General features: G+C 60.7%; 22 protein-coding genes. 13 read left to right on the top strand and 9 right to left on the bottom strand.

Annotated features, from left to right (window positions below; all coding sequences use genetic code 11):
- Positions 1 to 9 precede the first annotated feature (9 nt).
- Positions 10 to 1,167, bottom strand: coding sequence for a Gfo/Idh/MocA family oxidoreductase (locus QA646_RS18115; protein ID WP_283056754.1), 1,158 nt, complete (start codon positions 1,165 to 1,167; stop codon positions 10 to 12).
- 190 nt (positions 1,168 to 1,357) lie between these two features.
- Positions 1,358 to 1,690: a hypothetical protein gene (locus QA646_RS18110; RefSeq protein ID WP_283056753.1), complete on the bottom strand. Its 333-nt coding sequence runs from the start codon at positions 1,688 to 1,690 to the stop codon at positions 1,358 to 1,360.
- Positions 1,691 to 1,976: 286 nt separating this feature from the next.
- Between QA646_RS18110 and QA646_RS18105 the strand changes: the two genes are divergently transcribed.
- A complete protein-coding gene (locus QA646_RS18105; RefSeq protein ID WP_283056752.1) occupies positions 1,977 to 2,816 on the top strand; it encodes a glycosyltransferase family 25 protein in 840 nt (279 codons plus the stop codon).
- An 81-nt stretch (positions 2,817 to 2,897) separates the two neighbouring features.
- On the opposite strand, the gene QA646_RS18100 is transcribed toward QA646_RS18105, so the two are convergent.
- Both QA646_RS18100 and QA646_RS18095 read right to left on the bottom strand, forming a co-directional pair.
- A complete protein-coding gene (locus tag QA646_RS18100; RefSeq protein WP_283056751.1) occupies positions 2,898 to 4,880 on the bottom strand; it encodes a nucleoside-diphosphate sugar epimerase/dehydratase in 1,983 nt (660 codons plus the stop codon).
- A 215-nt stretch (positions 4,881 to 5,095) separates the two neighbouring features.
- Complete coding sequence (locus QA646_RS18095) at positions 5,096 to 6,775, bottom strand: GumC family protein (protein WP_283056750.1); 1,680 nt, start codon at positions 6,773 to 6,775, stop codon at positions 5,096 to 5,098.
- 211 nt (positions 6,776 to 6,986) lie between these two features.
- Here QA646_RS18095 and QA646_RS18090 point away from each other — a divergent pair, with 211 nt between their 5' ends.
- The 11 genes from QA646_RS18090 (at position 6,987) to QA646_RS18040 (ending at position 21,336) form a co-directional block, all read left to right on the top strand.
- Positions 6,987 to 8,066 carry a glycoside hydrolase family 5 protein gene (locus QA646_RS18090; protein WP_283056749.1) on the top strand — a complete coding sequence of 360 codons (1,080 nt, stop codon included), beginning with the start codon at positions 6,987 to 6,989 and terminating at the stop codon, positions 8,064 to 8,066.
- A gap of 89 nt (positions 8,067 to 8,155) precedes the next feature.
- Positions 8,156 to 9,391: a hypothetical protein gene (locus tag QA646_RS18085; RefSeq protein ID WP_283056748.1), complete on the top strand. Its 1,236-nt coding sequence runs from the start codon at positions 8,156 to 8,158 to the stop codon at positions 9,389 to 9,391.
- Between the two features lie 153 nt (positions 9,392 to 9,544).
- On the top strand, positions 9,545 to 10,429 hold the full coding sequence (gene purU, locus QA646_RS18080) for a formyltetrahydrofolate deformylase (RefSeq protein ID WP_283058909.1): 885 nt from the start codon (positions 9,545 to 9,547) through the stop codon (positions 10,427 to 10,429).
- Positions 10,430 to 10,696: 267 nt separating this feature from the next.
- Positions 10,697 to 11,257 carry a hypothetical protein gene (locus QA646_RS18075; RefSeq protein WP_283056747.1) on the top strand — a complete coding sequence of 187 codons (561 nt, stop codon included), beginning with the start codon at positions 10,697 to 10,699 and terminating at the stop codon, positions 11,255 to 11,257.
- A gap of 153 nt (positions 11,258 to 11,410) precedes the next feature.
- Complete coding sequence (locus QA646_RS18070; RefSeq protein WP_283056746.1) at positions 11,411 to 14,338, top strand: aminotransferase; 2,928 nt, start codon at positions 11,411 to 11,413, stop codon at positions 14,336 to 14,338.
- A gap of 511 nt (positions 14,339 to 14,849) precedes the next feature.
- A complete protein-coding gene (locus tag QA646_RS18065; RefSeq protein WP_028754369.1) occupies positions 14,850 to 15,044 on the top strand; it encodes a hypothetical protein in 195 nt (64 codons plus the stop codon).
- A 314-nt stretch (positions 15,045 to 15,358) separates the two neighbouring features.
- Positions 15,359 to 16,357, top strand: a complete 999-nt coding sequence (locus QA646_RS18060; RefSeq protein ID WP_283056745.1) for a P1 family peptidase — start codon at positions 15,359 to 15,361, stop codon at positions 16,355 to 16,357.
- A 125-nt stretch (positions 16,358 to 16,482) separates the two neighbouring features.
- Positions 16,483 to 18,012, top strand: a complete 1,530-nt coding sequence (locus QA646_RS18055) for an ABC transporter substrate-binding protein (RefSeq protein WP_283056744.1) — start codon at positions 16,483 to 16,485, stop codon at positions 18,010 to 18,012.
- A 90-nt stretch (positions 18,013 to 18,102) separates the two neighbouring features.
- Positions 18,103 to 19,056, top strand: a complete 954-nt coding sequence (locus QA646_RS18050) for an ABC transporter permease (RefSeq protein ID WP_283056743.1) — start codon at positions 18,103 to 18,105, stop codon at positions 19,054 to 19,056.
- A complete protein-coding gene (locus QA646_RS18045; RefSeq protein ID WP_283056742.1) occupies positions 19,053 to 19,919 on the top strand; it encodes an ABC transporter permease in 867 nt (288 codons plus the stop codon). The genes QA646_RS18050 and QA646_RS18045 overlap by 4 nt, the downstream gene beginning before the upstream one ends.
- A gap of 22 nt (positions 19,920 to 19,941) precedes the next feature.
- Complete coding sequence (locus tag QA646_RS18040) at positions 19,942 to 21,336, top strand: amidase (protein WP_283056741.1); 1,395 nt, start codon at positions 19,942 to 19,944, stop codon at positions 21,334 to 21,336.
- 29 nt (positions 21,337 to 21,365) lie between these two features.
- Here the strand turns inward: QA646_RS18040 and QA646_RS18035 are convergent, their stop codons facing one another.
- From QA646_RS18035 to QA646_RS18020, 4 genes are all read right to left on the bottom strand, one after another.
- A complete protein-coding gene (locus tag QA646_RS18035) occupies positions 21,366 to 21,605 on the bottom strand; it encodes a hypothetical protein (RefSeq protein WP_283056740.1) in 240 nt (79 codons plus the stop codon).
- Between the two features lie 77 nt (positions 21,606 to 21,682).
- Entirely contained in the window at positions 21,683 to 22,537 is an 855-nt protein-coding gene (locus QA646_RS18030) for an NlpC/P60 family protein (protein WP_283056739.1), read from the bottom strand.
- A 12-nt stretch (positions 22,538 to 22,549) separates the two neighbouring features.
- A complete protein-coding gene (locus QA646_RS18025) occupies positions 22,550 to 22,900 on the bottom strand; it encodes a MarR family winged helix-turn-helix transcriptional regulator (RefSeq protein ID WP_283056738.1) in 351 nt (116 codons plus the stop codon).
- A 240-nt stretch (positions 22,901 to 23,140) separates the two neighbouring features.
- Positions 23,141 to 24,532, bottom strand: coding sequence for a M17 family metallopeptidase (locus tag QA646_RS18020; RefSeq protein WP_283056737.1), 1,392 nt, complete (start codon positions 24,530 to 24,532; stop codon positions 23,141 to 23,143).
- A gap of 147 nt (positions 24,533 to 24,679) precedes the next feature.
- Here QA646_RS18020 and QA646_RS18015 point away from each other — a divergent pair, with 147 nt between their 5' ends.
- Positions 24,680 to 25,507, top strand: a complete 828-nt coding sequence (locus QA646_RS18015) for a tetratricopeptide repeat protein (RefSeq protein WP_283056736.1) — start codon at positions 24,680 to 24,682, stop codon at positions 25,505 to 25,507.
- A gap of 4 nt (positions 25,508 to 25,511) precedes the next feature.
- On the opposite strand, the gene QA646_RS18010 is transcribed toward QA646_RS18015, so the two are convergent.
- Positions 25,512 to 26,156, bottom strand: a complete 645-nt coding sequence (locus QA646_RS18010) for a LysE family transporter (RefSeq protein ID WP_283056735.1) — start codon at positions 26,154 to 26,156, stop codon at positions 25,512 to 25,514.
- Positions 26,157 to 26,190 lie beyond the last annotated feature (34 nt).

Here is a 26,190-nt window from a genome sequence, read left to right as displayed (position 1 = left end):
CGCCCCTCCCTACGCGGCTCGAGACTGGAGTGCTTCGTCGAACCTATCCCAAATGGGCCTGAGATCGACGACGGTCCTTTTCATGCGGGCCTCATCCATCGACAAGGCGAGAATTCCAGCCTCCAAGGCATTGAGTGTCGACACCGGCAGGGCAGCGCCCCTCTTCACATGGGCGATGAGATCGGCCGCCATCTGCTCGTCGGCGCCATAGTGCTGCGATAGTTCGGTTGCGGCATATTTGTTTTCGATGACCTTCTTGCCGGTCAGCATCTCGTGCACGTCGAGATAGCCGCGGATGAAATCACCCTCGGCCATGCCGCGCGAGCCCATGACCGCGAAGCGACGAAATTGGTCCGGCACGTTGAGATTGGTGTGAAAATTCATGCCGACACCGTTGGCATATTCAATGATCGCCACCTGGTAGTCGATGATATCGCCGTCGCTGTCGAAGACACGGTTGGAACCCATCCATCCGCTCGGTTTGCGATGGAACATTTCGAGGTCGTTGATCCCCTCACGCGCTGGGTCGTTGGCGGGCACGAAACTCTTGCGGCCGCCGAAGCTTGCGACCCGCTCCGGTCGGGAACCCACGACGCCATTATAGAGATCAAGGTCGTGGCAGCATTTTTCCAGCATGAAACTGCCGGCATAGCGCTCATAACGCCGCCAGTCGCGCATGAAGAAAGCGCCGTGATAAGGCTGGATATGTTCGGCCGCCTCGATGGAGACGATCTGACCGAGCGTTCCGGCCGCCTGAACCGCTCGCAGGTCGCGGTAAAGCGGCGAATAGCGCAGAACGAGGCCGACCATCAGCCGTTCGTGACCGTATTTCGCCATCAGATGAGCAAGTTCGATGCTCTGTTCGATCGTGGAAACGATCGGTTTTTCGCAGAAGATCTTCAGGCCGGCCTCAAGCCCGAGGCGAATATGATCGAGATGCATGTGGTTCGGCGAGCCGATCATCAGCAGGTCGAGCTTTTCACCTGATATCAGGTCCTTAGGGGAAGCGTAGGCCTTGCCGGCGGAAATGCCTTTTTCGGTGAGCCCCTGCAGGCCAGCCGGCTCAGGATCCACATAGCCCGCGATCTCGAAGCTCTCATCGATCGCTTTGAAAACGTAGCCCAGATATCCCAGACGGAATCCGAGTCCAATGATCCCCACTCGCATACTGGTATGGTTCCCGCTGCGTAATTTATTTTCGTCAGCTTGAGCGAAATTTTCGCATCCGTCAACGCGCTTCGGGAAAATACTCGAATTTATGAAATTCATTTTCAGATCGACATAGGAACACGCCGCTTCGAAGCGCAACCGCGTTCCGAGCGATCTCTTGCCGATCATTTTCCAGGGATGGCCGAGCCTATCTGTTCGGGCTGTTATATTGCCAATACTGATAGTTCGGCTTGCTTGTGCCCTCGGAGATGACGCCGTTTTGTTCGCAGATATAACCAAGGCGCGGCAGGTTATGGTAGAAGATGCCCTCGTGGAAACCGCGTATCCGCACCGTGGTCGTGCGGCACTCAAATTTTTCGTCGGCCGCCATCTTCGGTTCGGTCACTCCCGGAAGGTCCTTATAGGGATAGACCGGGCGGACATAGGGCTTGGGGAGCAGCGGATTGTCGGCAAAGCTCGGCATAGGCACCAGGCTGGCAAGAAGCAACGCGGCAACGACGATTTTCGGTCTGGTCCACATGGATTTCTAGGATCCTTCCGCCTCACAGGCGCACCAACACGGCGCCCCTTCTCCCAAATATAAGGATGCCCGCCCAGAGCGCCAACAGATGGCACCTGAAAATGAGCCGGACACGTCTGCAACCGGACATTCGTTCACGGCAAGTTACGCTAACGAAAACGCTTTTACTTGAGCATACACTATAAGCGTGCAATCTAAGTTTGCGAAAAATGAGAAGCCTGTTATATAGGAAAGCGGGGGCCGCTCTAGTTTATCGTCTTCGGGTTTTCTATTCGTGGGAGTAAAGGTGATTCTCGAGCGGAGCAATCGGATCATCGCATGTGCGGAAGTTGCCAGCGCCGACAGTCTGGCACCGCAGGTTCGTATATATGTCATCAATCTCGATCGTTCGCCCGAACGCTGGGAAAGACTGCGTGGACAGGCAGCCCAATACGGGCTGAGTGTCACGCGAATTCCCGCTATCGATGGCAGCAAGATTCCGGAACGCGACCGCATCGATTTCCAGCCGCGGCAATTCATCTATCACAATGGGCGTAAATTGCTGGCCGGCGAATATGGTTGCTATCGCAGCCATCTGCTTGCCTTGCAGCAATTTGTTGCAAGCGGCGACAAGATGGCCATCATCATGGAGGATGATGTCGAACTCAACCATAGATTGATTCCGCGTGCGCTCGCTGCGATGGACAGCGTCTGCGGTGCGCGCCTGGTGAAGCTCGTCAATCATCGTCTGGTCGGCTTCAAGCCGATATCCGAAACCGCCGAATGCGACATTGTCGGCCGCTGCCTGCATGGGCCGCAAGGATCGGCTGCGTGCTACATCGTCAACCGGCAGGCTGCAAAGAAGCTGCTGGTCGCGCTGAGGCCGATGCTTCTTCCTTACGATGTGGCACTCGAGCGCGGCTGGTCGACCGGGGTCGAAACTTTCGCCACCCTTGAAAATCTAGCGGATTTCAGCCCATTCCGTGCCGATACGACGATTGGCAAGCGCGTGCACTATCGCGCCGTGAAACGGCATTTTCTACTGCGTGCAACAGCGCACTGGTTCCGCGCCTGCGATCAGCTTCGCCGCTGGATCTACACTGTGAAGGCCAAGCCTCAATCGATGATCGGGGGTGCCGAACGCTAAGGCGGTTCGGCTTTTGGCGGAATTGCAAAGCCGCTGCATCTTTCGCCGCGGTTCCCAGCCGCAACCCTATGCTTTCCAAGGCTAAAGCCCGGCGACGCTGCCGAAATCCGGTTGAGCGATGGTTAGATCCACCTCGCGCTCACGGAAAACGAGGTCTACCACCTCGCCGCTGGGCGCATAGCCGGAGACCAGTTTCTGCAGCAGCGTTCTTGCCTGCGGGATGTCGTTTTCATCCAGCGCTGCCTCAAGCGCCGCGAGCCGCTTTGACAGCTCCGGCCAGGGCAAGAAATCTTCCTTGGCCCGCATGATGCGCGGGTGGGTCGTCGCCTGCGGATTGTCGCCGATCAGCAGCTCTTCGTAGAGTTTTTCACCCGGTCTCAAGCCGGTGATCTCCAGCTCGATATCGCCCTCCGGCTCATCCTCATCCCTGACCGTCAGGCCGGACAATTCCACCATGCGGCGGGCTAGATCGGCGATGCGCACCGGTTCGCCCATATCGAGCAGGAAGACGTCGCCGCCGCCGGACATGGCGCCGGCCTGGATGACGAGCTGCGACGCTTCGGGGATCGTCATGAAATAGCGGGTAATGTCGGGATGCGTCAGCGTGATCGGGCCGCCGTCGCGGATCTGCTGGCGAAAGAGCGGCACGACCGAACCCGATGACCCCAGCACGTTGCCGAAACGCACCATCGCGAAATTCGTGCCGCCGGCACCGGGCTTACGATCCGCGTCCATGGCCTGCAGCACCATCTCCGCCAACCGCTTGCTGGCTCCCATGATGTTGGTCGGACGCACGGCCTTGTCGGTGCTGATCAGAACGAAATCCTCGACGCCGCAATCGCGCGCCACTTCGGCCGTCGTCAGCGTTCCCAGCACATTGTTGCGAATGCCTTCGACGGGATTGTATTCAACGAGCGGCACATGCTTGTAGGCGGCAGCGTGGTAGACGGTTTTCGGCCGCCAAGCCTCCATGATCTGCCTCAGCCGCCGACCGTCGCGGATGGACGCCAGGAATGGAATGATCCGGATATCGCCGTCGCCAGCCGTCACCGCGGATTTCTCCAGCTCGCCGTGAATAGCGTAGAGCCCGAATTCATTCTGCTCGACCAGCAGCAAGCAGGATGGGCCATTCTTCAGGATCTGACGGCAGAGTTCGCTGCCGATCGAGCCGCCGGCGCCGGTGACCATAACCACCTTGCCACGGATATTCTTCTCGATCAGCGCGCGATCGGGCGCGATCACGTTGCGGCCGAGCAGGTCTTCAATATCGAGTTCGCGCAGGTCGGAGACCGCGACGCGCCCTTGGGCGAGCGCCGTCAGATCTGGCATGGTTCGCACGGTGACGCGCGCCTTGCGCATGCTTTCGAGAATTTCGTTGCGGCGCTGACGCGTCGCGTTCGGCAGCGCAAGCAGCACGTCGCTGATCTCGCTTGAGACGCTCAAGGCAGGCAGGTCGGCGGGATCATAGATGGGCAGGCCGCCCATGATGCTACCTTGCAGATGCTTGTCATCGTCGAGATAGCCGACGACATTCAATTCGGCGCTGTTGGCGAGCGCGCCGGCGAGCTGCCGGCCGGAAGAACCGGCGCCGTAGATCAGCACCTTGGCGAGCTGATTGCGGTTCAACAGCCGCTGATAGGCATTGCCAAGCCAGTAGCGCGTCCACATGCGCGAGAGGCCGATGGCGATCAACAGCAGCAGCGGCTGCAGGATGCCGACCGTTCGGGGCACTCCGGGCACACTGATCGCGGTAAAGATGGTCATGAAGGCGAGCGCATAGATCGACACCGCCTTGACGACAGTCATGAAGGCCGACATGCCCGCGTAGCGGAAGATGGCGCGATAAAGGCCAAGGACGATGAAGATCGGAATGGCGACGAGCAGCGAAACGATCGCCGGCAGCCACTCCACACCCTCCAGAATGACCCAGTCATCCAAGCGGAGGCAATAGGCGAACCAGACGGTCAGCACGCACAGGCTGGCATCGACAACCAGCGCCAGCGCGCGTTTCGTCGAGCGCGGCAGCGCCAGGAATGGCAGGACGAGCTTATCCGCGGGCACCATTGGTCAGTTTTCCCTGGCGCCGGTCAACGGAACGGCAGACCGCTTCTCTCGCATAAATTGTCCCACCATGTATTGCACGGCACAGCCTGATTGTCTTTATGCCTTCATTAGCAAAATGCAATCACTCTCTGCATCATTTCACTTTTAGAACAGCGAACGCGCAATTGCATCCCCGATCTTGAAAGAGCCACTTGCAGCGGCGGTGGAGACGGAGATCACTTACCGAGATAGCCGCGGACAACCGGATGCCGAAACAGGCCGGCTAGGATGGCAAAGGCAGCACCAAGGCTCATGCCGAACAGGGCACCGGCAATCAATCCGGCCACCATCATCACCTTTCGGCTCGGCCCATCCGCCGTCAGCGGCGGCTCGGCCTCGGAGATGACACGGACATCGTTCTGCGACAGGTCCTGCGCGTCGCTCGTCTGGCCGGAACGCTTTAGCAATGCCTCGTAAACCTCACGCGCGGCGGCGGCCTTGCGTTGCAGTTCGTTGAGCCCGACCAGCTTGCCCGATGTATTGACCTGCGATGCCTTCTGCACCGCCAGTTCCTTGGCGATATCTTGCTCGGCCTTCTGCGCCTGCTCGTAATCGGCGCGGGCAGAGGTCGTCTGCCGCTGCAGCTCGCTGCGAATTTCCGCTGCCAGGCTTTCAAGCGAGGATTTGGCGGCGAGCAGGCGCGGATGGCGGGCGCCGAGCTGGCTTTGCAGGCTGCCGACATTGGCGGCGAGCGTTGCATATTGCTGGCGAAGACTGCTGAGCGATGTCGACGTTGTCGTCGCATTGGCCGAAGAGCCGTTGGCAACGACATCCTCGAAACTCAGCTTGTTGGCCGCTTCAGCGTGCGCCTTAGCCTCGATCGTCCGTTGCTGCGCAGTCACCAGCATGTCGTTCAGTGCGGTCAGGCGCTTATCGGAGATCAGATTGCCTTCGACGGCGACCATATCGTTGTCGGCCCGGTAAACCTCGACCGCCTTTTCGGCGGCAAGCACCTGCTGACGCAAATCTTCGAGCCGGCCGTCCAGCGCTGTACTACTGGTGCGATAGCTGTTCGCCGCCGCCTTGTTTTCCTCCTCCATGAAGGAGGTGACGAGCTGGTTGGCGATTTTGGCCGATTTTTGCGGATCGCGCGTCGTCACCTTCAGCGACACGACATAGGTGCTGGCCTCGCGGGCGATCTGCACTGCTTTCGCCAGCGCTGCCGCCGCCACGTATTTTGCCGCATCGCCGGTGGCGCCGCCGTCGAATTGCGGATCCTGATCGAGTTTCAACGCATCGACGACCCGGCCCAGCACCTTGCCGGAGGAAAGGATCTGGGTCTGGCTGTCGATCATCGTCGAGATCAGCTCCGGCGCAATGGGCGCGGCCTGCGGGGAATCGGCGCCTCCCACCTGGCGGGGATCGAAATAGAGGCTGGTTTCAGCCGTGAATTTCTGCGGCAACAGCGGGATGATACCAGCGCCGAGCACCGCTCCGGCCCCAGCGAGCACAAGAACCAGCAGCTTTTTCGCCCAGATCGATCGAACAGCCGAGCGCAGGTCGAGAAGCGGCGTATTGGCATCAGGCGTTCGCTCAGGGGAAACCGTTTGCGGCGCAGCAATTACGGCAGGCTCGGCGACCGAAGGAGCCGCGACGACGACCGGCTCCACGATGGGCGGCGGGGCGGCTTCCGATTTGCGCTCGAATTCGCGAGATGTTTGATCGTGAGTAACGATTGCCTGTTCCACCGGAGCAACCGGCTTTTCGGCGGCAGCGGGTTCAACCTCATGGACAAAGTCCCGCGGCCGCAGCACAGGGCTGCGCGAGCGCAAGCCTTCGCGCCGTCCTTCGGACGGCTCGGTGCTGTGCCAACCAGGAAGTTGGCTCGATCGCTTGCTTCGTTCCAATGAGCTCATCTCAGACTTTCATGGGCTCCGCCTACAGATCCTGCGCAGCGGATGCCCGGAGTTTAGAAACGTTTGGCTAACGGACCATTAAGGACGTTCCCAGGAAGTCCCATGGCAAGACGCCGACGAGAGCCGGCCAAGCCCACCTCTTCATCAATATTCAACCGGGAAGTTCATATGAAACGCGCATACCAGCGACGAGGAAGAACAGGAGCTTGCAATGACGGGACTGGCAAAGAGGCTGCTGCGACAATCGCTCGCTGTAGCGGTTCTGCTTGTCTCGGCCGCCGAGACCGATGCCAGTTTTGCCGCATCGCAGCTCTGCTACCGGGGCATCAATCTTTCCGGGGCCGAATACGGCGATCGCAGCGGCGTGCCCGGCACCAACTACACCTATCCGTCGGAAGATACGGTGCGCTATTTTGCCAACAAGGGCATGAATGTCGTTCGCCTGCCCTTCCGCTGGGAGCGGCTGCAGCCGGTGCTCGGCCAGCCCCTCGACGGCATGGAGCTGCAGCGGCTCAAGGATGCCGTCGACCTCATCCAGAAGCACGGCATGGCCGTCGTCCTTGATCCGCATAATTTCGGCTATTATGACAAGGACCAGCTCACCCAAGCGCCGGCGACCGATCTCGCCTTCGGTGATTTCTGGGCGCGCCTCGCCGTCGAGTTCGACAATCAAAAGGGCGTGTTCTTCGGCCTGATGAACGAGCCGCACGATATCAAGGCTCCCGATTGGCTGGAGGCGGCCAATACCGCCATCCGCAGCATCCGTACGGTCGGCGCCCGCAACCTCATCCTCGTGCCGGGTACGAACTGGACCGGTGCGCATAGCTGGGCCGCCGATGTGCTCGGCGGCGGCGCGAACGGCACGGTCATGCTCGGCGTCAAGGACCCTCTCGATTTCTACGCATTCGAGTTTCACCAATATCTCGATGCCGACAGTTCCGGCACACATCCCGTCTGCGACGGCACAGACAGCGCCAAGAGGGGCTTGAGCGATGTCACGGACTGGCTGCGCAAGAATGGCAAGCGCGGCTTCCTGGGCGAATTCGGCATCGCCGCTAGTGACGGCTGCCTCGACGGTCTCAAGCAGGTGCTTGACGTCATGAACACCAACAGCGACGTTTGGCTGGGTTGGAGCTACTGGGCCGCCGGAGATTGGTGGCCCCCGGAAGAACCCCTCAACGTCCAGCCGCACAATGGCCGTGACAAGCCACAGATGAAGGTATTGACGGACGGGTTGAGCAGGAAGGTTTCGCTGGCACCGTCATGTGCAGTGGTCAAGCCTACGAAATAGCGGGCGGCAGGCGCTCGAGCCTTTGCCCCGAATCATCCGGCTGATATGGTGCCTGCGGGCGGAAAAGACGCCACGATTTCGGATGTTTCATGCAAAGTTCAGGCGAAAAGCAGCCCATAAACTTCGTAATTCTCATCGTTTCGCTGCTCGCGGTTCTGTATAATTGCATTCTCGCCTTCATCAATCACAACATTACGCCCTTGACGCCAAGCTCGGTCGTCATCAGCGAAGTGCTCCTTCAAGTGACGAGCTTTGCCTATATTCTGAAGAAAGGGATTTACGAGGAGGACATGGCACCGCTCCTCTATCTCCTGTTGACGATCTTGCTGACGGTTTTCGTCATGGCCATCAACAAGCAGGCTTATGTCGACCATCTTCGCAACGTGATGATCATTTTCGCATTCTCCATCATGGGGAGGTTCTGCAACGAGCGTACTCTGAAGCTGACGTTCAAGATTTCCTGCCTTGCTGTGCTTGCGGTGCTCATCTGCGAGATCGTGTCCGTGAAGGAGTATGTCGCGCTTTTTCATCCGGCCGAATATTTTCAGAATACGCGCGGCGTACCGCCGGCCACCTACAGCGATCTCGGCCTGTTTCGAGGTGCATTGGGCTTTGAAGGCCGGTTTTCCTTCGGCCTGATAGACCACCGGTCATCCTCCATTTTCCTGGAACAGGTCTCGCTTGCGAACTTCTGCGGCGTGATGGTGCTGTATTTGATCAGCTTTTCCAACCGGCTGCGATTGCTTGACAGGCTGCTGTTCTTCTCGACCGTCGTGCTGATCCTGCTGACGAACGATACGCGCACGATGCTGATCTTCAGCCTCATCTGCGTCGCCGGCTATTTCATCTATCCCTGGTTTCCCAAGATGCTCGACCTACTGACGATGCCTGGAATCATCGTGGTCGGCTTCGTCATCCATGCCCTGAAACCGACCGTGACCGGTGATAATTTCGTCGGGCGCATCAATGGAACGGTAAAGGCCTTCCTCGGCATGGACCTGCAGAGCACGATCGGCCTGCAGCTCGATCAGGTCGGCATATTCTACGACAGTGGCTATGTGTACATCATCTACGGCGCCACCATCTTCGGGCTGATCCTGTTCTGGCTTTACGCTTCACTCTATCCGGGCGGCGAGACGGTCAATCAGCGGCGCCTCGGCCACGCGCTTTCCCTTTTCCTGTTCCTTAACCTGATGATCGGCTCCACGGCCATTTTCTCCATGAAGACGGCAGGGCTTGTCTGGCTTCTCGTCGGTTTCCTGAAATTCAACGAGGGCACACAGGCGAAGCGGCCGCAAAAGCTTGTGCTGGCGACCAGCGGCTGAGGCGGGGATGCGCTGTCGGAAGGCGCAATGGGAACGGCTTTTTCCGCCACCTATCTTAAGCTCTGTCTCGAGGAATGGGCGGGAGGCTTTCCCGTGCCTTTCGATTGCTATAAGCGAGCGGCAAACGATGAGCCGCCTTACGAGGGAAGAGACATGAAGAGCTATGTTCTACGGGTATCCTGCAAATCGACGCGTGGGATCGTTGCGGCGATAGCGAATTATCTGGCCGACCAAGGCTGCAACATCGTCGATTCCAGCCAGTTCGACGATCTCGATACCGGCAAGTTCTTCATGCGCGTCTCCTTCATCTCCGAGGAAGGCGTCAACCAGCAGAAGCTGGTCGAAGGCTTCAAGCCGGTCGCCGAAAAATTCGAGATGGATGCCGAGATCTATGACGCGCAGAAGCGCATGAAGGTGCTGTTGATGGTGTCGCGCTTCGGCCATTGCCTCAACGACCTGCTCTATCGCTGGAAGATCGGCGCGCTGCCGATCGACATCGTCGGCGTCGTCTCCAACCATTTCGATTACCAGAAGGTGGTCGTCAATCACGACATCCCCTTCCACCACATCAAGGTGACGAAGGACAACAAGCCGCAGGCCGAAGCCCAGCTTTTGGATCTCGTCGAGCAGACCGGCACGGAGCTGATCGTGCTGGCCCGCTACATGCAGGTGCTGTCGGATGCGCTGTGCAAGAAGATGTCGGGCAAGATCATCAACATCCACCATTCCTTCCTGCCGAGCTTCAAGGGCGCCAATCCCTACAAGCAGGCCTATGAGCGCGGCGTCAAGCTGATCGGCGCGACGGCCCATTACGTCACCGGCGATCTCGACGAAGGTCCGATCATCGAGCAGGACACGGCCCGCATCACGCATGCGCAATCGGCGGAAGACTATGTCTCGATCGGCCGCGATGTCGAAAGCCAGGTGCTGGCGCGGGCCATCCATGCCCATATCCACTACCGCACCTTCCTCAACGGCAACCGCACCATCGTCTTCCCGGCAAGCCCGGGGAGCTATGCCTCGGAACGCATGGGGTGAAACGCCCGCGGCGCCCGGCGAAAACGCTTGGAGCGCCGCGCGTTCGTTGAAGGCGCACAGGCCGCCTCGGTCTTTTGAACATAGAGCCTCTTATCCGCTTGCAGGTCATTCCACTTGCAAGCGGGTATTCGGATGCGCCGTTTCAAACGGCCAGTGACACGCATTCGAAAACGCGCGATTGATCCGAAGGGCACTATTTCCTTTTCCCGCCAAATTGCGATTTAATGCGGCCGATATAGAGTCGCTTGGAGGTTGCGGAGGAGGAAAATGCGATCATATCTGGATAGAATCCTGTCGCTTTCGGCCCTTGCTATCCTTGTGAGCACACAGGTGTCGACTGCCGCGATGACCTCGGAAGAAGACCCTACGAAGATCGATCTCGCCAAGCTGATCGAATGCACGACATACGACGTGCCAAGCTACAATGGCTTTGCCATGTGGCTGACCGGACCGGAGAGCAATGAGGCGATGAGACGGTTCGGGATTACCGAGCAACCTTCGAATAGCCTCCTACTACGGGAATTCAAGCTGGCGAAGCCGATCACCGTTTTCGGGCGACAAACCGACAGGATTGCCTTCGCCTCCTCCGGCCCCCTGGCCCTACTCGATGAGGCCGATCCGCATCCTATTGCCAAGCAACTGGATGTCACCGCCGCGGTCGACAGGTTCGACAAATTCCTTGCCGAAAGGGAGATCTTCTCCAAGAAGGAGCAGTTGGAGAATTCCGACACGGTGCTGCATACGCGAATCGCCCTCGACGTCTCGACCGATATCAACCATCCCGGCAAGACGCTTGCCGGCTGCAGCTATTCAATCGAGGTTGAGTGAGTTCCGCTCCAGATTCAAAAGCTGGAGCCTCTAGGCAGGCGTAATCGGGAGCCTATCTTCCGTCTTAACGTTAGATCACTCTATTCGTTTTCGGTGATTTTCTTTTGGGCGGAATGGTTTAGTGTCGACGCAGATGAACCATCCGGGGGTGCCATGACCGACGCCGCGCTTGTCAATCGTATGCAACTGCCAAGACCGGAGACCACGCCGGAGGCAGCGGCGGAGATCTTGCAGACGCATTATGGCCTGGCCGGAGCGATCACCGAACTCGGCAGCCAGCAGGACCGCAACTACCGCATCGACGCGGGTGACAACAGCTATGTTCTGAAGATCTGCCGGACGGAATACGACACGGTCGAACTGGAGGCGCAGAACGCCGCCATCCGCCATCTGCATGCCAAGCCCGATGCGCCGCGCGTGCCCAATATCGTGCCCTCGCTGAGCGGCCGCGACATTCTCGTCGTCACCATTCGCGAGCAGGATTATCTCGTCCGGCTGCTCAGCTATCTCCCCGGTCAGTCGTTGACGCGGCGCAAGCATCTGCCCGTTGCCTCCGTCTCGGCGCTGGGTGCCCTTTCGGGACGGCTCGCCCGTGATCTCGCGGATTTCGAACATCCCGGTCTCCATCGCAGCCTGCAATGGGACCTGCGTCGGGCGGGACCGGTTGCCGTGCAGCTGCTGTCGGCCATCACCGATCACGAAGCGCGCGACCGCATCGCCAAGGCAATGGTTGCGGCCGTCAAGCGCATCCAACCGCTTGCGAGCGCGCTTCGCGTGCAGCCCGTGCATCACGACGTCACCGGCGACAATGTCGTCAGCCAACCGGATGCGCATGGGCAACCTATCCCGGATGGGGTGATCGATTTCGGCGACATCATCCAGGGCTGGCTGGTGGGGGATCTCGCCGTCACCTGCGCCTCGCTGCTCCATCATGCCGAAGGCGACCCTTTCTACATTCTCCCTGCCATCAAGGCCTATCACGCGATCTATCCGCTCAGGGAAGCCGAATTGAAGGCGCTGTGGCCGCTGATCGTCGCCCGCGCCGTGATCCTTGCGGCCAGCGGCGAGCAGCAGCTCGCCATCGACCCCGACAATGATTATGTGCGCGGCAATCTGGAACTCGAGCGCGAGATTTTCGACGTTGCCACCGGCGCGCAGCCGGAGGTGATGGAAGCGGCGATCCTGCGGGCCGCAGGCATCGATATCGCTCCGCTCGCCACCGAAGGCTGGTCTGCCTTGCTACCGGATATCGCTTCGGATCATATTGCCGCCGTCGATCTCTCGGCGATCAGCCCGCATTTCGTCGACGGCAACTGGCTGAAGCCCGACATGGACTGGCGGCTGCTCGCCAAGGCGGCGATCGCCTCCGGCTCGGCTGCGACCCGCTACGGCGAATTCCGTCTGTCGCATGCCGATCTTCTCAGCATGACGCCGCCGCAGAATTTCGCGTTGCATAGCGATATCTGCCTGCCCGCCGGCGCGACGGTCACGGCCCCTTTTGCCGGGCGCATCCAATGGCACGGCCAGCATCTCGTTCTGGTGGGCGAAGCCGTCAGCCTGCATCTCGATGGCGTCGAGTGCGCGCTGGAAGAGGGCGCCGGGGCGGAGCAAGGGGCGATCATCGGCACGATCGGCAGCGAAGGCTCGGCCGTCGGCGGACTGCGCGTGCAGCTCTGCCGCGTCCCTGGGCTGGTGCCGCCGCTTTTTGCCACCGCTCATCAGGCCGATGGCTGGTCGGCCATCTGCCCCTCGCCCGTCCTGCTTCTCAATCAGGCCTGCGAAGCGCCTCGGCTGGACAGCGCCGCACTTCTGACCCAGCGCGAAGCGCATTTTGCCAAGCCGCAAAAGCATTACTACGACGTTCCGCCGCAGATCGAGCGCGGCTGGCATGAATTCGTGTTCGACACGGAAGGCCGCGCCTATCTCGATATGGTCAACAACGTGACCATGCTCGGCCACGCGCATCCACGGCTGACGGCGGCTATCGAGCAGCAATGGTCACGGCTCAACACCAACTCCCGCTTCCATTATGCCGCCGTTGCCGAATTTTCGGAGCGTTTGGCGGCCTTGGCGCCGGACGGTCTCGATAGCGTCTTCTTCGTCAACAGCGGTTCCGAGGCTAATGATCTCGCCATCCGGCTTGCCTGGGCGCATACGGGAAAGAAAAACATGCTGTGCCTGCTGGAGGCCTATCACGGCTGGACAGTGGCGAGCGATGCCGTCTCCACCTCCATTGCCGACAATCCGCAAGCGTTGACGACGCGACCGGACTGGGTGCATCCGCTCGTTTCGCCCAACACCTATCGCGGCCCCTTCCGCGGTCCGGATTCGGCTGCGGACTACGTGGCCGGCGTTACGACCCTGCTGGAGACTATGGATGAGAAAGGCGAGGGTGTCGCGGGTTTCATTGCAGAAGCAGTCTATGGCAATGCCGGCGGCATCGCCCTGCCGCGTGGCTATCTTGCCGATGTCTACGCCGCCGTCCGGAAACGGGGCGGCCTCTGCATTGCCGACGAGGTACAGGTGGGTTACGGGCGGCTCGGCCATCATTTCTGGGGCTTCGAGAGCCAGGACGTCGTGCCCGAGATCATCACCGTCGCCAAGGGCATGGGCAACGGCCATCCGCTCGGCGCCGTCATCACCAGGCGGGAGATTGCCGAATCCCTGGAGAAAGAGGGCTATTTCTTCTCGTCGGCCGGCGGCAGTCCGGTGAGTTCGGTCATCGGCCTGACCGTGCTGGACATCATGAAGGACGAAGGCCTGCAGGAGAATGCCCGAATCATCGGCGACCACCTGAAGGCGGGGCTGATCTCGCTGATGGACCATTTCCGGCTGATCGGTGCCGTGCACGGCATGGGTCTCTATCTCGGCGTCGAATTCGTTCGCGACCACGAGACGCTGACGCCCGCCACGGAGGAAACGGCCGCTATCTGCGAACGGCTGCTGGAGCTCGGCGTCATCATGCAGCCGACCGGCGATCACCTGAATGTGTTGAAGATAAAGCCGCCGCTTTGTCTTTCCGCAAGAAGCGCAGATTTCTTCGTCAAAGCCCTGGAAAAGGCGTTGGAAGACGGCTTTTAGGCCCATTTTCTCGGGCGTTCATCCTTGAGAAGATTTCGTGATGAACCGATTTTAATCCTCTCGGGGCATTGTCGAATCTCATTCCAATTCCTATTTGTGGAACGGTGATCGGCAATGCCGCTTCCGGGACGGGAGGTCGCGAGAAGTTGATGTGGTCTTTCTCGCAACTTAGCCTAATACGGAATTTTATTTTCCTGATCGCCGACATTTTGACATCTTTCGGAATATGTTTCTGGAGATGAAATTGTTATTCTCTACTAAGTTTGTAGATAATAACATGCCAGCTCACGGGTTCCGTCGTCGGAGCCCACACAAGTACAACGCCAACTAAGGAAGTGACATGCTGAATTCTATAGTCATCGCTTCGATCCTTGGGCGGTCCGTGCTTGGCCATGACCGCTCGGGCGTACTCTCCCGCCCGTGCTGTCGAATGTGACGTTCGTCCCCTTATCGGATTCAAACAGTCAATTCGCCATGTCTGCGCCGCTTGGGCGCGGAGGGAGTATTTTTTATGAAGAAACAAGTCATCGAATATGCTGGCGTTCCCGTCGGCATCGTTATCCCGGATGAAGACCGGCTGAAGTTCATCGCAGTGAAGTACCACGTCCACGATCTGGACGAGCAGCGTTTCAGAAGCGCGGACGAGGTCAAGCTCGCCATCCGCGATCTCCTCACCCGCCAACAGGCCAAGCCGATCCACGTTTGATGGATCGGTTTGGTTGTTTTCCTTACATCATCACATCACCCGCCCTCGTGGTTCGGGACGGCCTTATAGGCCTCCTCGCCATGAGGGCTGGTCTCTCGCACCAAGCCGGCGCATAGGCTTTTCATCGATTCGCCGCACTCCCGCCCTCATGCTGAAGTGCGGAGCGCCCTGAGCTTGTCGAAGGGGCGCAACCTCGAAGCACGAGGGTCGGCCTCTGACACAGCCAATCGCCGCAACCCCATCTTGTCTTTTTCCCCTCTTTGCGATCCTATCGCCATGACGACCTCGCGCTTCGAAAAGCGAAGGATTTTTCATTGGCTGATCTCCTCAATCTTATGGCCGATATCGAAGGCGTCTCTGTCGGTCATTGCACCGATCTTGCGCTTGGCTCCGGCGTCACCGCCATCATCTTCGATGAGCCGGCGGTCGCCTCCTGCTCCGTGCTCGGCGGCGCACCGGGCGGACGCGACACGGCCTTGCTCGATCCCGCGATGACGGTCAATGTGGTCGACGGGCTGGTTTTATCGGGGGGCTCGGCCTTCGGGCTCGATGCGGCGGGTGGCGTGCAGGCGGGCTTGCGCGATATCGGCCGCGGCCTGCAGGTCGGCACCGCGCGCGTGCCGCTGGTGCCGCAGGCGATCCTTTTCGATCTCATCAACGGCGGCAACAAGGATTGGGGTCTGCATTCGCCCTATCGCGACATGGGTTACGCCGCCTTCAAGGCCGCAGGCAAGGGCACCTTTCCACTCGGCACCGTCGGCGCCGGCACGGGTGCGACGACAGCGACCGTCAAGGGCGGCCTCGGCTCGGCCAGCGCCACCAGCAGCCAGGGACACAGGATCGCGGCCATCGTCGCCGTCAATGCGTTGGGTTCGGCGACCATTGGCGAAGGACCGCATTTCTGGGCCGCACCCTTCGAGATCGGCGACGAATTCGGCGGCCTCGGCATGCCCGAAACCATCGACTCGCACCTCCGGCTGAAGGGCGCGAATGTGACGGCAACAACGATCGGCGCCATCGTCACCGATGCGGCGTTGACCAAGGCGGAAGCGCACCGGTTGTCGATCTGCGGCCATGACGGATTTGCCCGCGCACTCTTGCCCACGCATCTGCCGCTCGACGGCGACACGGTTTTTGCCGCGTCGACGGGCAAACACCAGAGAGACGACCTGCAAAGCTTCATGGAACTCTGCCATCTCGCCGCCATCGTCATGGCGCGCGCCATTGCCCGGGGCGTCTATGAGGCGACGGCGCTGCCCGTCGAAGGCGCGCTGCCGGCCTGGCGGGACCGCTTTCCGGATTGCGAGGCCTAGCCGGAGATGTGCCCATGCAGGACCTGGGCACTGATCTATTTCGACCCGACAAGATGATAGTATTTTGAAAATTGGCCTTATGCCGGAGGGAAACCGGTGTCACGAGCCGCAGCAAGGGAACTGAGATGACCAAAATTTTACGTCCGAGGCTCAGCGATTTTGCTCGCTGTCTGGCCTATGGCACCGCAATGTCGGCCGGGCTGCTGATGCTGGGCATGGCGCCGGCCGAAGCGGCCAAGACGACACTGAATATCGGCATGAGCGTAGAGCCCACCGGCCTCGACCCGACGATCGCCGCGCCCGTCGCGATCGGCCAGGTGACCTGGCAGAACATCTTCGAGGGGCTGGTCGCCATCGACGAGAGCGGCAAGATCGTGCCGCAGCTCGCGAAAAGCTGGGATATTTCGCCCGACGGCCTCACCTATACATTCAAGCTGCAGACCGGCGTTAAATTCCATGACGGGGAGCCCTTCGATGCGACGGCCGCGAAATTCGCGCTCGACCGCGCTCGCGACGGCAAATCCGTCAATCCGCAGAAGCGGTTCTTCGCCACCATCGCCTCGATCGACACGCCAGACCCCGAAACGCTGGTGCTGCATCTCTCCTCTCCGACCGGCAGCCTGCTCTATTGGCTCGGCTGGCCGTCTTCGGTCATGGTCGGTCCGAAATCTGCCGCAGACGACAAGACGACGCCTGTCGGCACCGGGCCATTCAAATTCTCGGCCTGGGCCAAAGGCGACCATGTAGAGCTTGTGAAGAATCCAGACTACTGGAACAAGTCCGTCGACGTGAAGCTCGACAAGGTGACTTTCCGCTTCATCTCCGATCCGCAGGCGGAAGCAGCGGCGCTGAAGGCCGGCGATCTCGATGCCTTTCCGGAATTCGCGGCACCCGAGCTGATGAGCTCTTTCGACGGCAATGCGCGGCTGATGACTAAGATCGGCAATACCGAGCTCAAGGTGGTCGCCGGCATGAACAACACACGCAAACCCTTCGACGACAAGCGCGTGCGCCAGGCCCTGATGATGGCGCTCGATCGCAAGACGATCATCGACGGCGCCTGGTCCGGTTTCGGCACGGCGATCGGCAGTCACTACACGCCGAACGACCCAGGATATCAAGACCTGACGGGAACGCTGCCTTACAACCAAGCCAAGGCCAAGGCGCTGCTTGCCGAGGCGGGCTATCCTAACGGCTTCACCTTCACCATCAAGACGCCGCAGATGGCATATGCCCCTAGAAGCGCCCAGGTGATGCAGGCGATGTTTGCCGATATCGGCGTCACCATGAACATCGAGCCGACGGAATTTCCGGCAAAATGGGTGCAGGACGTCTTCACCGGCCGCGATTACGACATGACCATCGTCGCTCATGCAGAGCCGCTGGACATCGACATCTATTCGCGCGAACCCTATTATTTCAATTATAAGAACCCGGTCTTCAACGAGTTGATGAAGAAGATTCAGCTAACCGCCGATCCGGCGGCACAGAACAAGCTCTATGGCGAGGCGCAGGCGATCCTGGCCGAGGATGCCCCCGCGCTCTTCCTCTTCGTCATGCCGAAACTCGGGGTCTGGGACAAGAAGTTGAAGGGGCTCTGGGAGAACGAGCCGATCCCCTCGAATGTCTTGACCAACGTCTCCTGGGAAGACTGATCTCTTTCAGTTCCGCACACACGGCAGGGCGGCCCCTTCGCCCACCGTGAAATGTTTCGATGCCGGACCTGATCCGGCGGTGGACATGCAATGATCGTACTCCTTACCCGCCGGATCGTAGGTCTTATCCTGACCCTGATCGCCGTTTCGTTGCTGGTCTTCACCGTGATGGCCCTGCTGCCGGGCGATCCCGCCGCCATCACGCTCGGCACCTCGGCCTCCCCCGAGACGCTTGCGGCGCTGCAGCATGATATGGGCCTCGACCAACCTTTGTTCATTCGCTACGGCCGATGGCTTGCCGGCGCAGTGACGGGCGATCTCGGGAAATCCTATACTTACGGCGTGCCGGTCGACGGCCTCATCGTCGAGCGGCTGGCCGTAACATTGCCGCTTGCCATCCTCGCCATCATCCTTTCCATGCTCATCGCCGTGCCGCTTGGCGTCGCGGCGGCCGCAAGACGCGGCGGCTTCTTCGATATCGTCGCCACGCTGTTTTCGCAGATGGGCATTGCCGTGCCGGGCTTTTGGGTCGGCCTGCTGCTGATCCTGCTGTTTGCCACCTCGCTCGGCTGGATGCCGGCTGGCGGCTTTCCGGGCTGGGGGAACGGAGTCTGGCCTGCCTTGAAATCGCTGGTGCTGCCGGCTATCTCGCTGGCGCTGCCCCAGGCGGCGGTGCTGACCCGGGTTACCCGCTCGGCTGTGCTCGACACACTGCATGAGGATTTTGCCCGCACGGCGACTGCCAAGGGCCTGTCGCGTAGCGGAGTGCTCTGGGGACATGTGGTGCCGAATGCACTGATGCCGGTGCTCACCATCCTCGGGCTGCAGTTCACCTTTCTGGTCGCCGGTGCTGTGCTGATCGAAAACGTCTTCACCCTGCCCGGCCTTGGCCGCCTCGCCTATCAGGCGCTCAACCAGCGTGATGTCATCGTGCTTCAGGATGTCGTGCTGTTCTTTGCCGGGCTCGTCATCGTCGTGAACTTCCTGGTGGATCTTTCCTATCTCGCCATCGATCCCCGACTACGCGCCGGAGGGACACGATGAACATCGTCGAAACCATCGCGCCCGTCCCGCCTCGTCGCTCCCGTTTTCGGGCGCGGCAACGTGCGAACCTCATCGTCGGCACGCTGATCATAGTCGCCCTCGTCTGCGTCGCTATCATCTCCCTGTTTTGGACGCCTGTTCCGCCGGCGAAGATGCAGATCACCCACAAGCTGCAGCCGCCTTTCGGCTTCGGCCTTCTCGGCACCGATCAGCTTGGCCACGATGTCCTGTCGATGTTGATGGCCGGCTGCTGGAATTCGCTGTCGATCTCCGTTTCGGCCGTCGCGATCGGTGGGACGCTGGGGACGACCATCGGCGTTTCTGCCGCCGCAGAACGCGGCCTGCTCGAAGCGCTCGTCATGCGGGCCTGCGATGTGATCTTCGCACTGCCGCCAATCCTCTCGGCCATGATCCTCGGCGCATTTCTCGGAACCGGGCGTGAAACCGCCATTATCGCCATTGCGGTTTTCATGGTGCCCGTGTTTGCCCGCGTCGCGCTCGCTTCGGCGCTGCAAGCCTGGAGCAGGGACTATGTGCTGGCGGCGCGCGCCATTGGCAATACGCAGCTTACCATAACGCTGCGCCATGTCCTGCCGAACATCATGGGCGGCATCATCGTCCAGGCGACGATCCAGCTTGGCTTAGCGATCCTGACCGAGGCCGGGCTTGCCTTCCTGGGCCTTAGCGTACCGCCGCCGGCGCCGACCTGGGGACGGATGCTTGCCGAGGCACAGACCTATTTCCAGGTCGCGCCGTGGCTGGCTCTGCTGCCGGGCCTTGCCATTGCGCTCTCCGTCCTCGGCTTCAACCTGCTCGGCGACGGGCTGCGCGATCTCCTCGATCCCCGCGAGGCGGTGCGCTGATTGAACACAAAGAGTATAGACCATGACCGAAGCTACCGATCTTTCCATCCGCGAACTCAGGCGCAGATTCGCAGATAAGAGCCTGTCTCCCAGCGAATACTGGCAGGCGGTGGAAGAGCATATCGAGGCTTGGGAGCCAGCGATATCTGCCCTCTATGCTTATGATCCCGAGGATGCGCGCAGGCAGGCGGCCGCCTCCACCGAACGCTGGGCAAAGGGGGCGCCGCTTGGGCCGCTGGACGGAATTCCGGTCACGCTCAAGGAACTGATCGCCACCAAGGGACAGCCGGTACCGCTCGGCACGGCCGCCGTCGAACTCGTTCCCGCTGCCGAGGATGCGCCGATCGCCGCCCGCTTACGCGAGGATGGCGCGGTGATCTTCGCCAAGACCACCTGCCCGGACTACGGCATGCTCTCCTCCGGCCTTTCCAGCTTCCACAAACTTAGCCGCAATCCCTGGAATCCGACGCAGAATCCCGGCGGCTCCAGCGCCGGTGCTTCTGCGGCGGCGGCTGCCGGCTATGGACCGCTGCACATCGGCACGGATATCGGGGGCTCGGTGCGCCTGCCCGCAGGCTGGACCGGCATCTTCGGCTTCAAGCCGAGCCATGGCCGCATCCCCGTCGACCCCTATTATGTCGGCCGCTGCGCCGGGCCGATGACCCGCACGGTCGAGGATGCCGCCTTTTCCATGGCCACGTTGTCTCGGCCCGATTGGCGCGACGGGACCAGCCTGCCGCCGAACGCGACTGACTGGATGGATCTCGATATCGACATCAGCGGCATGAAGATCGGCCTGATGCTCGACGCCGGCTGTGGCCTGCCCGTCGACGCCGAGGTGCGCGATGCAGTAATATCGGCCGCCAAGCGCTTCGAAGAAGCCGGCGCCGTCGTCATCGACGTCGCCCCGGTGCTGACCCGGCAGATGCTGGATGGGCTGGATGTCTTCTGGCGGGCGCGTTTCTGGGGCGATATCATGGGATTGAGCGAGGAACGCCGCAACAGCATCCTGCCCTATATCCACGCATGGGCGAAAGGCGGCGCCGATATCAGCGGCGTCGATGCGGTACGCGGCTTCAACCAGACCATCGAGATGCGCAAGAGCTGCGGAAGGCTGTTTACCGAAGTCGATGCGGTGCTATCGCCGACCAACCCGATCGTCTCCTATCCGGCTGAATGGGCCTCGCCCACCAACGACCCGGCCCTGCCCTTCGAGCACATAGCCTTCACCGTTCCCTGGAACATGTCGGAGCAGCCGGCCTCGTCGATCAATTGCGGCTTCTCCCGCTCCGGCATGCCGATCGGCCTGCAGATCATCGGCCCGCGCTTTGGCGATATGCTGGTGCTGAAACTCTCGAAGGCCTTCGAGACCTGGACCGGCGGCGTGACGAGCTGGCCGAAGCCGCCTACTTGCTAACACCTTCTCCTTCGGAAAGAAGGTGGCCGCTACAGCGTAGCCGCACCTTTCTCTTCGATATCTCCGCCAAGTTGCCGCAGCGCTTTCTCGATGACGCGCAAGTCGTCCTGCAGGCCGTCATCGGCGCTCATCATGCTTTCGCTGCCGGCACGCTGAATGCCGCGGGCTTCGCTCTGCAGCTCACGCAGCCGATCGATTTTGCGACTGCGCCGTAGATGGCTATCGCCGAGGATATCCCTGATTGCCTGTTCCATAGCCGTAATCGGCATGATGCTTCTCCTCTCGAACAAGACCGTGTTCAATCAAGGAAATAACGATTTAGATTCAGGCTGGTTCCGGCCGACTCTCAACCCGGCAGGCGGCGGTAGCCTGTCGGTTGCTCGTAAAGCCAGCCGATGCGCTCGACGGCGGCGGCGAAATCTTCGCGTGCCGTGGTCATGGTATGGCCATTGGCATGCACGATGGTCTTCTCGTCTTCCATAATGGCGACATGGCCCTTCCAGAAGACGAAATCGCCGCGGCGCAACTCCTCGCGGCTGATCGGTTCGCCGAGGCCGGCCGACTGCATATCTGTATCGCGCGGCGCGGCGCGGCCGGTCATCAGCAATGCGAGCTGCACGAGTCCGGAGCAATCGATTCCGAGGCCGGACCGACCACCCCAGAGATAGGGGGTTTCCAGGAATCGCAAGGCGATATCGACATAATCGCCGCCATCGTTGTAGCCGATCGGCCGCACATGCTTTGCGAAAATGGCCGTGCCGCCTTCCAGGACGACATAGTGATTCCCCCGCACCTCGGCCGTGCTGGTGACGCGCACGCGGCTGCCCATGGAAAGGACATCTGTGTGGGGCTTGCGGAGCTCCGGCTCGGGATAGAGAAAAGTCCTCTGCGTCACGACGATATGGGTGGGCGCCGCCTGCTCTCCTCGGATGGCCCTTTCGGGAAGGTAGCCGACATAGCCGTCCGACACCGCTTTCACCCAACACCAGCCATCCTTCCGTTCGAAGACATCGACCTCTTCGCCAAACAAAAGCTCGGTATCGATGCCGCGCGCCGGATCCGGCTGCTGACGAAGGGCTGCGACAGGAGCGACGACCTGTGCCCTGGTGCCCTCGACAAAACGGCCAGCCTCGACTTTGCCCCGAAGAGAGGCATCGGCAAGATCGGGTCGAAAGGCGTTGAGACGGCGGTCGAGCATCATGAGCATGGTCCCCTAGACTGATAGTTTGCGGCCCTGCTCGATGACGAGGTCACCGAGCTTTTCCAGATACAGAGCGCCTGTGACAGTGCGCTTGATGATGACGTTGCGGCGATCACGCTCGTCGCGGACGCGGTCGACCAACCCCATCTCACCCATTGTATCCAGGGCACGGGTGATGACCGGCTTGGTCACGCCAAGCGTTGCGGCAAGCCCCCGCACCGTATGCGGTGGCGGCACGAGATAGATCTGCAGGAGGATCGCCATCTGCCGAAGCGTCAGGTCATGACCCTCGCGACGCACCTGCTCGAGCGCCACGCCTTGCCAGAGGCCGAGAGCCTGCGAGGCAGAGAGTTCAAGCGGCAAAGGCAACCTCGGAGATCGTTACGCTACCGTTTCAGTCTCGGCCAAGATCATGGCGGTTTCAAGGGTATTTGGATCACCTTCTCCCCAGCGGGGAGAAGGTCGAGCGAAGCTCGGGTTGCGGGGGCATTCCCGGGAAAACGAGAAATGAAGAACGGCAAATAAAACAATAATATACGGTGCAACGCCCCCTCACCCGGCGCTACCGCGCCGCCCTCTTCCCGATGGGGCGAGGGCAAAAATTTACCGCACGCTCTGCCGAATATGATGATACAGCGCCCGGATCGCCTGCGCCTCGCCGCCGCCCGGCGAATGCGGGCGTTCGCTCTGTGCCCAGCCGAAGATATCGAAATGCGCCCAGCTCGGCGTCTTCGTCACGAAACGCTTGAGGAACAAGGCAGCGGTGATCGAACCCGCCATGCCGCCGGCGGGGGCATTGGTGATATCCGCGAATTTGGCACGGATATCCTTGTCGTAACCCATATAGAGCGGCATGCGCCAGAGCGGGTCGTCCGTCTCCAGGCTCGCTTCGGTGAGATCGCGGGCGAGATCGTTATCGTCGGTGAAGAAGGGCGGTAGGTCCGGGCCGAGCGCGACACGGGCAGCACCGGTCAGCGTCGCCATATCGATCAGCAGATCGGGCGCCTCTTCGTCGGCATAGGACAGCGCATCGGCGAGAATCAACCTGCCTTCGGCGTCGGTATTGTCGATCTGCACGGTCAGACCCTTGCGGCTCTTGTAGATGTCGCCCGGACGGAAAGCATTGGACGAAATCGAGTTTTCGACGACCGGAATGATGACGCGCAGATCGACCTTCAGCTTGGCATCCATGATCATCAGCGCCAGGCCCATGACGTTGGCGGCACCGCCCATGTCCTTTTTCATCAACAGCATGGAGGATGCCGGCTTGATGTCGAGGCCGCCGGTGTCGAAACAGACGCCCTTGCCGACCAGCGTAATGCGGCGATGACCCTTCTTGCCCCAGCGCAATTCCAGCAGGCGTGGCGCATCGGCGCTGGCACGGCCGACCGTGTGAACCAGCGGGAAATTCTCCTTCAGGAGGTCGTCGCCGATGATGACGGACATCTCCGCCTTATAGTGCTCGGCAAGTGCCCGGAAGGCTGCTTCGAGCTGTTCCGGTCCCATGTCGTTTGTCGGAGTATTGATGAGATCGCGGGCGAGGAAGACGCCGGCGAGCTGGCGTTTGATGTCGGTCGCATCGGCATCGCGTGGGATCATCAGCGTCGGCGGGTTTGCCTTTTCTGATTTGTAGCGCTCGAACCGGTAGCTGCCCAGGCCGAAGCCGAGCGAAAGCCGGTTTGCCGTGAGCGGCGCCGTCTCGATATGCCAATCGCCCGCCGGGAGGCTGCGCGCCAACCTGCCGGTCAGGAAGGGCTGTTCCGAAGGGTTGGAGCCAAGACCGAACAAGGCGCCGCCGAGATGGCCTTCTTCGGTCGGAATGAGCAGCAGCGAGCCGCTATCGGCCTTATAGCCGGCCTTGCGTGCCCAATCGAGCGCGATGGGATCGATGGTGCCGGTCTCGATATGTGCCGGAGTGACGGCAAAGATCGGCAGCGTCGCGCCGCCCTTCGAATTGAAGGGGCTTGCACGCTCGATGAACTGATAGGGGGCCATAATTATCCTTTGGCGATGATTTCCGGGAATCGCGGATTAACTCTCTGTTAGGGTTAACAGATTATTGCTGGAGCGAACATTGCGTCAAACCTTTCCCTGTTCCGATTTGAGGCCAGGCGCAGGACTCAGGTATTCCGGGATAGGGCCATGGCCACTTCGTCAACCACGTCGACATTCAAGACCTTCCTGCTCCACGGTGCTTCTGCGGCGCTCGTGGCGCTCGCACTCGCCGGCTGCTCGACGACCGGAAAAGACAAGATGACGACGGGCTCGATCCCGACGATGTCGAAGCCGGTCGACGAGATGAACGGCTCGGATCTCGCGCAGGCGACCCTTACCTTTGGCAAAGCCTACGACGCCAATCCGAAAGACCGCGATACCGGCATCAACTATGCCAATGCGCTGCGCATGAGCGGCCGCAACGATCAGGCGCTTGCGGTCATGCAGCAGGTAGCGATCGCGCATCCCGATGATCGTGGCGTGCTGGCTGCCTACGGCAAGGCCCAGGCCGCCGCCGGGCAGCTCCAGGACGCACTCGCAACCATCGATCGCGCGCAAACGCCGGACCGGCCGGACTGGCGGTTGGTTTCGGCCGAAGGCGCAATCCTCGATCAGCTCGGCCGCTCGACCGAAGCACGCGGCAAATACCGCGATGCCCTCGTGCTGCAGCCGAACGAGCCGTCGATCCTTTCCAATCTCGGCATGTCCTATGTACTGACCGGCGATCTGAAATCCGCCGAGACCTATCTTCGCTCCGCCGTCAGCCAGCCGACGGCAGAGAGCCGTGTCCGCCAGAATCTCGCTCTCGTGGTCGGGCTGCAGGGCCGCTTCGCCGAAGCCGAGCAGATCGCCCGCCAGGAACTGACACCGCAGCAGGCCAATGCCAATGTCGCCTATCTGCGCTCCATGCTGGCACAGCGGAATTCCTGGCAGAAACTCGCTGCCGGCGACAGCGTCAAGAAAGCGGTCAACTGAACCTTCAGCGCCAGATATGCCGTGGCAGGCCCTCCGCCACCAGCCGAACGCCGAGCGCCCCCATGACAGTGCCGGCGATCCTGTCGATCCAGAGTTTGGCGCTGAGATAGAGAGCGCGTGGCCGGTTCGACGAAAAGGCGATCGTTACCATCGTGTACCAGCCCACCTCGACGGCGAAAACCGCCAGCGGCACCGCGAGCATCAGCCCGGGAGCGGGTTCGGCCGGAAGAAGCGCTGCAAAAATGCTGCCATAGAAAATTGCTGTCTTCGGATTGCTGAGTTGGGTTCCCAGCGCGAATAAAAAATTGCGCCCGGCGCTGGCGCCGATCGGCGTGGCCGAGGCGTGGAGAGCGAGATCATGGGCGGCGCTCCGCCAAATGCGGATGCCGATATAGATCAGATACAGGCCGCCGACGACCTTCAGGGTAAGATACAGCCATTCGACTTGCATCAGCAGTGCACTCAAACCAAACAGGGTCAAAGTCGCAAAAATGACGCTGCCCACGCCCATGCCGAGGGCGGCGGCAAGGCCGGCCTTGCGCGAGCGGGAGACGGCGATGCGGGAAACGAGAACGAAACTCGGACCAGGACTGACCGCCCCGATGAAAACGGCTGCGACGATGCTGAAAAAGATGGCTATGGACGACATGCAAATCCTCCCGACCTGGCGTCGCGGCTCGGCG

This window comes from Rhizobium sp. CB3090 (genome assembly GCF_029714285.1).
In the GTDB taxonomy this organism is placed as follows: Bacteria; Pseudomonadota; Alphaproteobacteria; order Rhizobiales; family Rhizobiaceae; genus Rhizobium.
The sequence above is the reverse complement of the archived record's forward strand: the minus strand, read 5'-3'. Positions and strand labels throughout refer to the sequence as shown.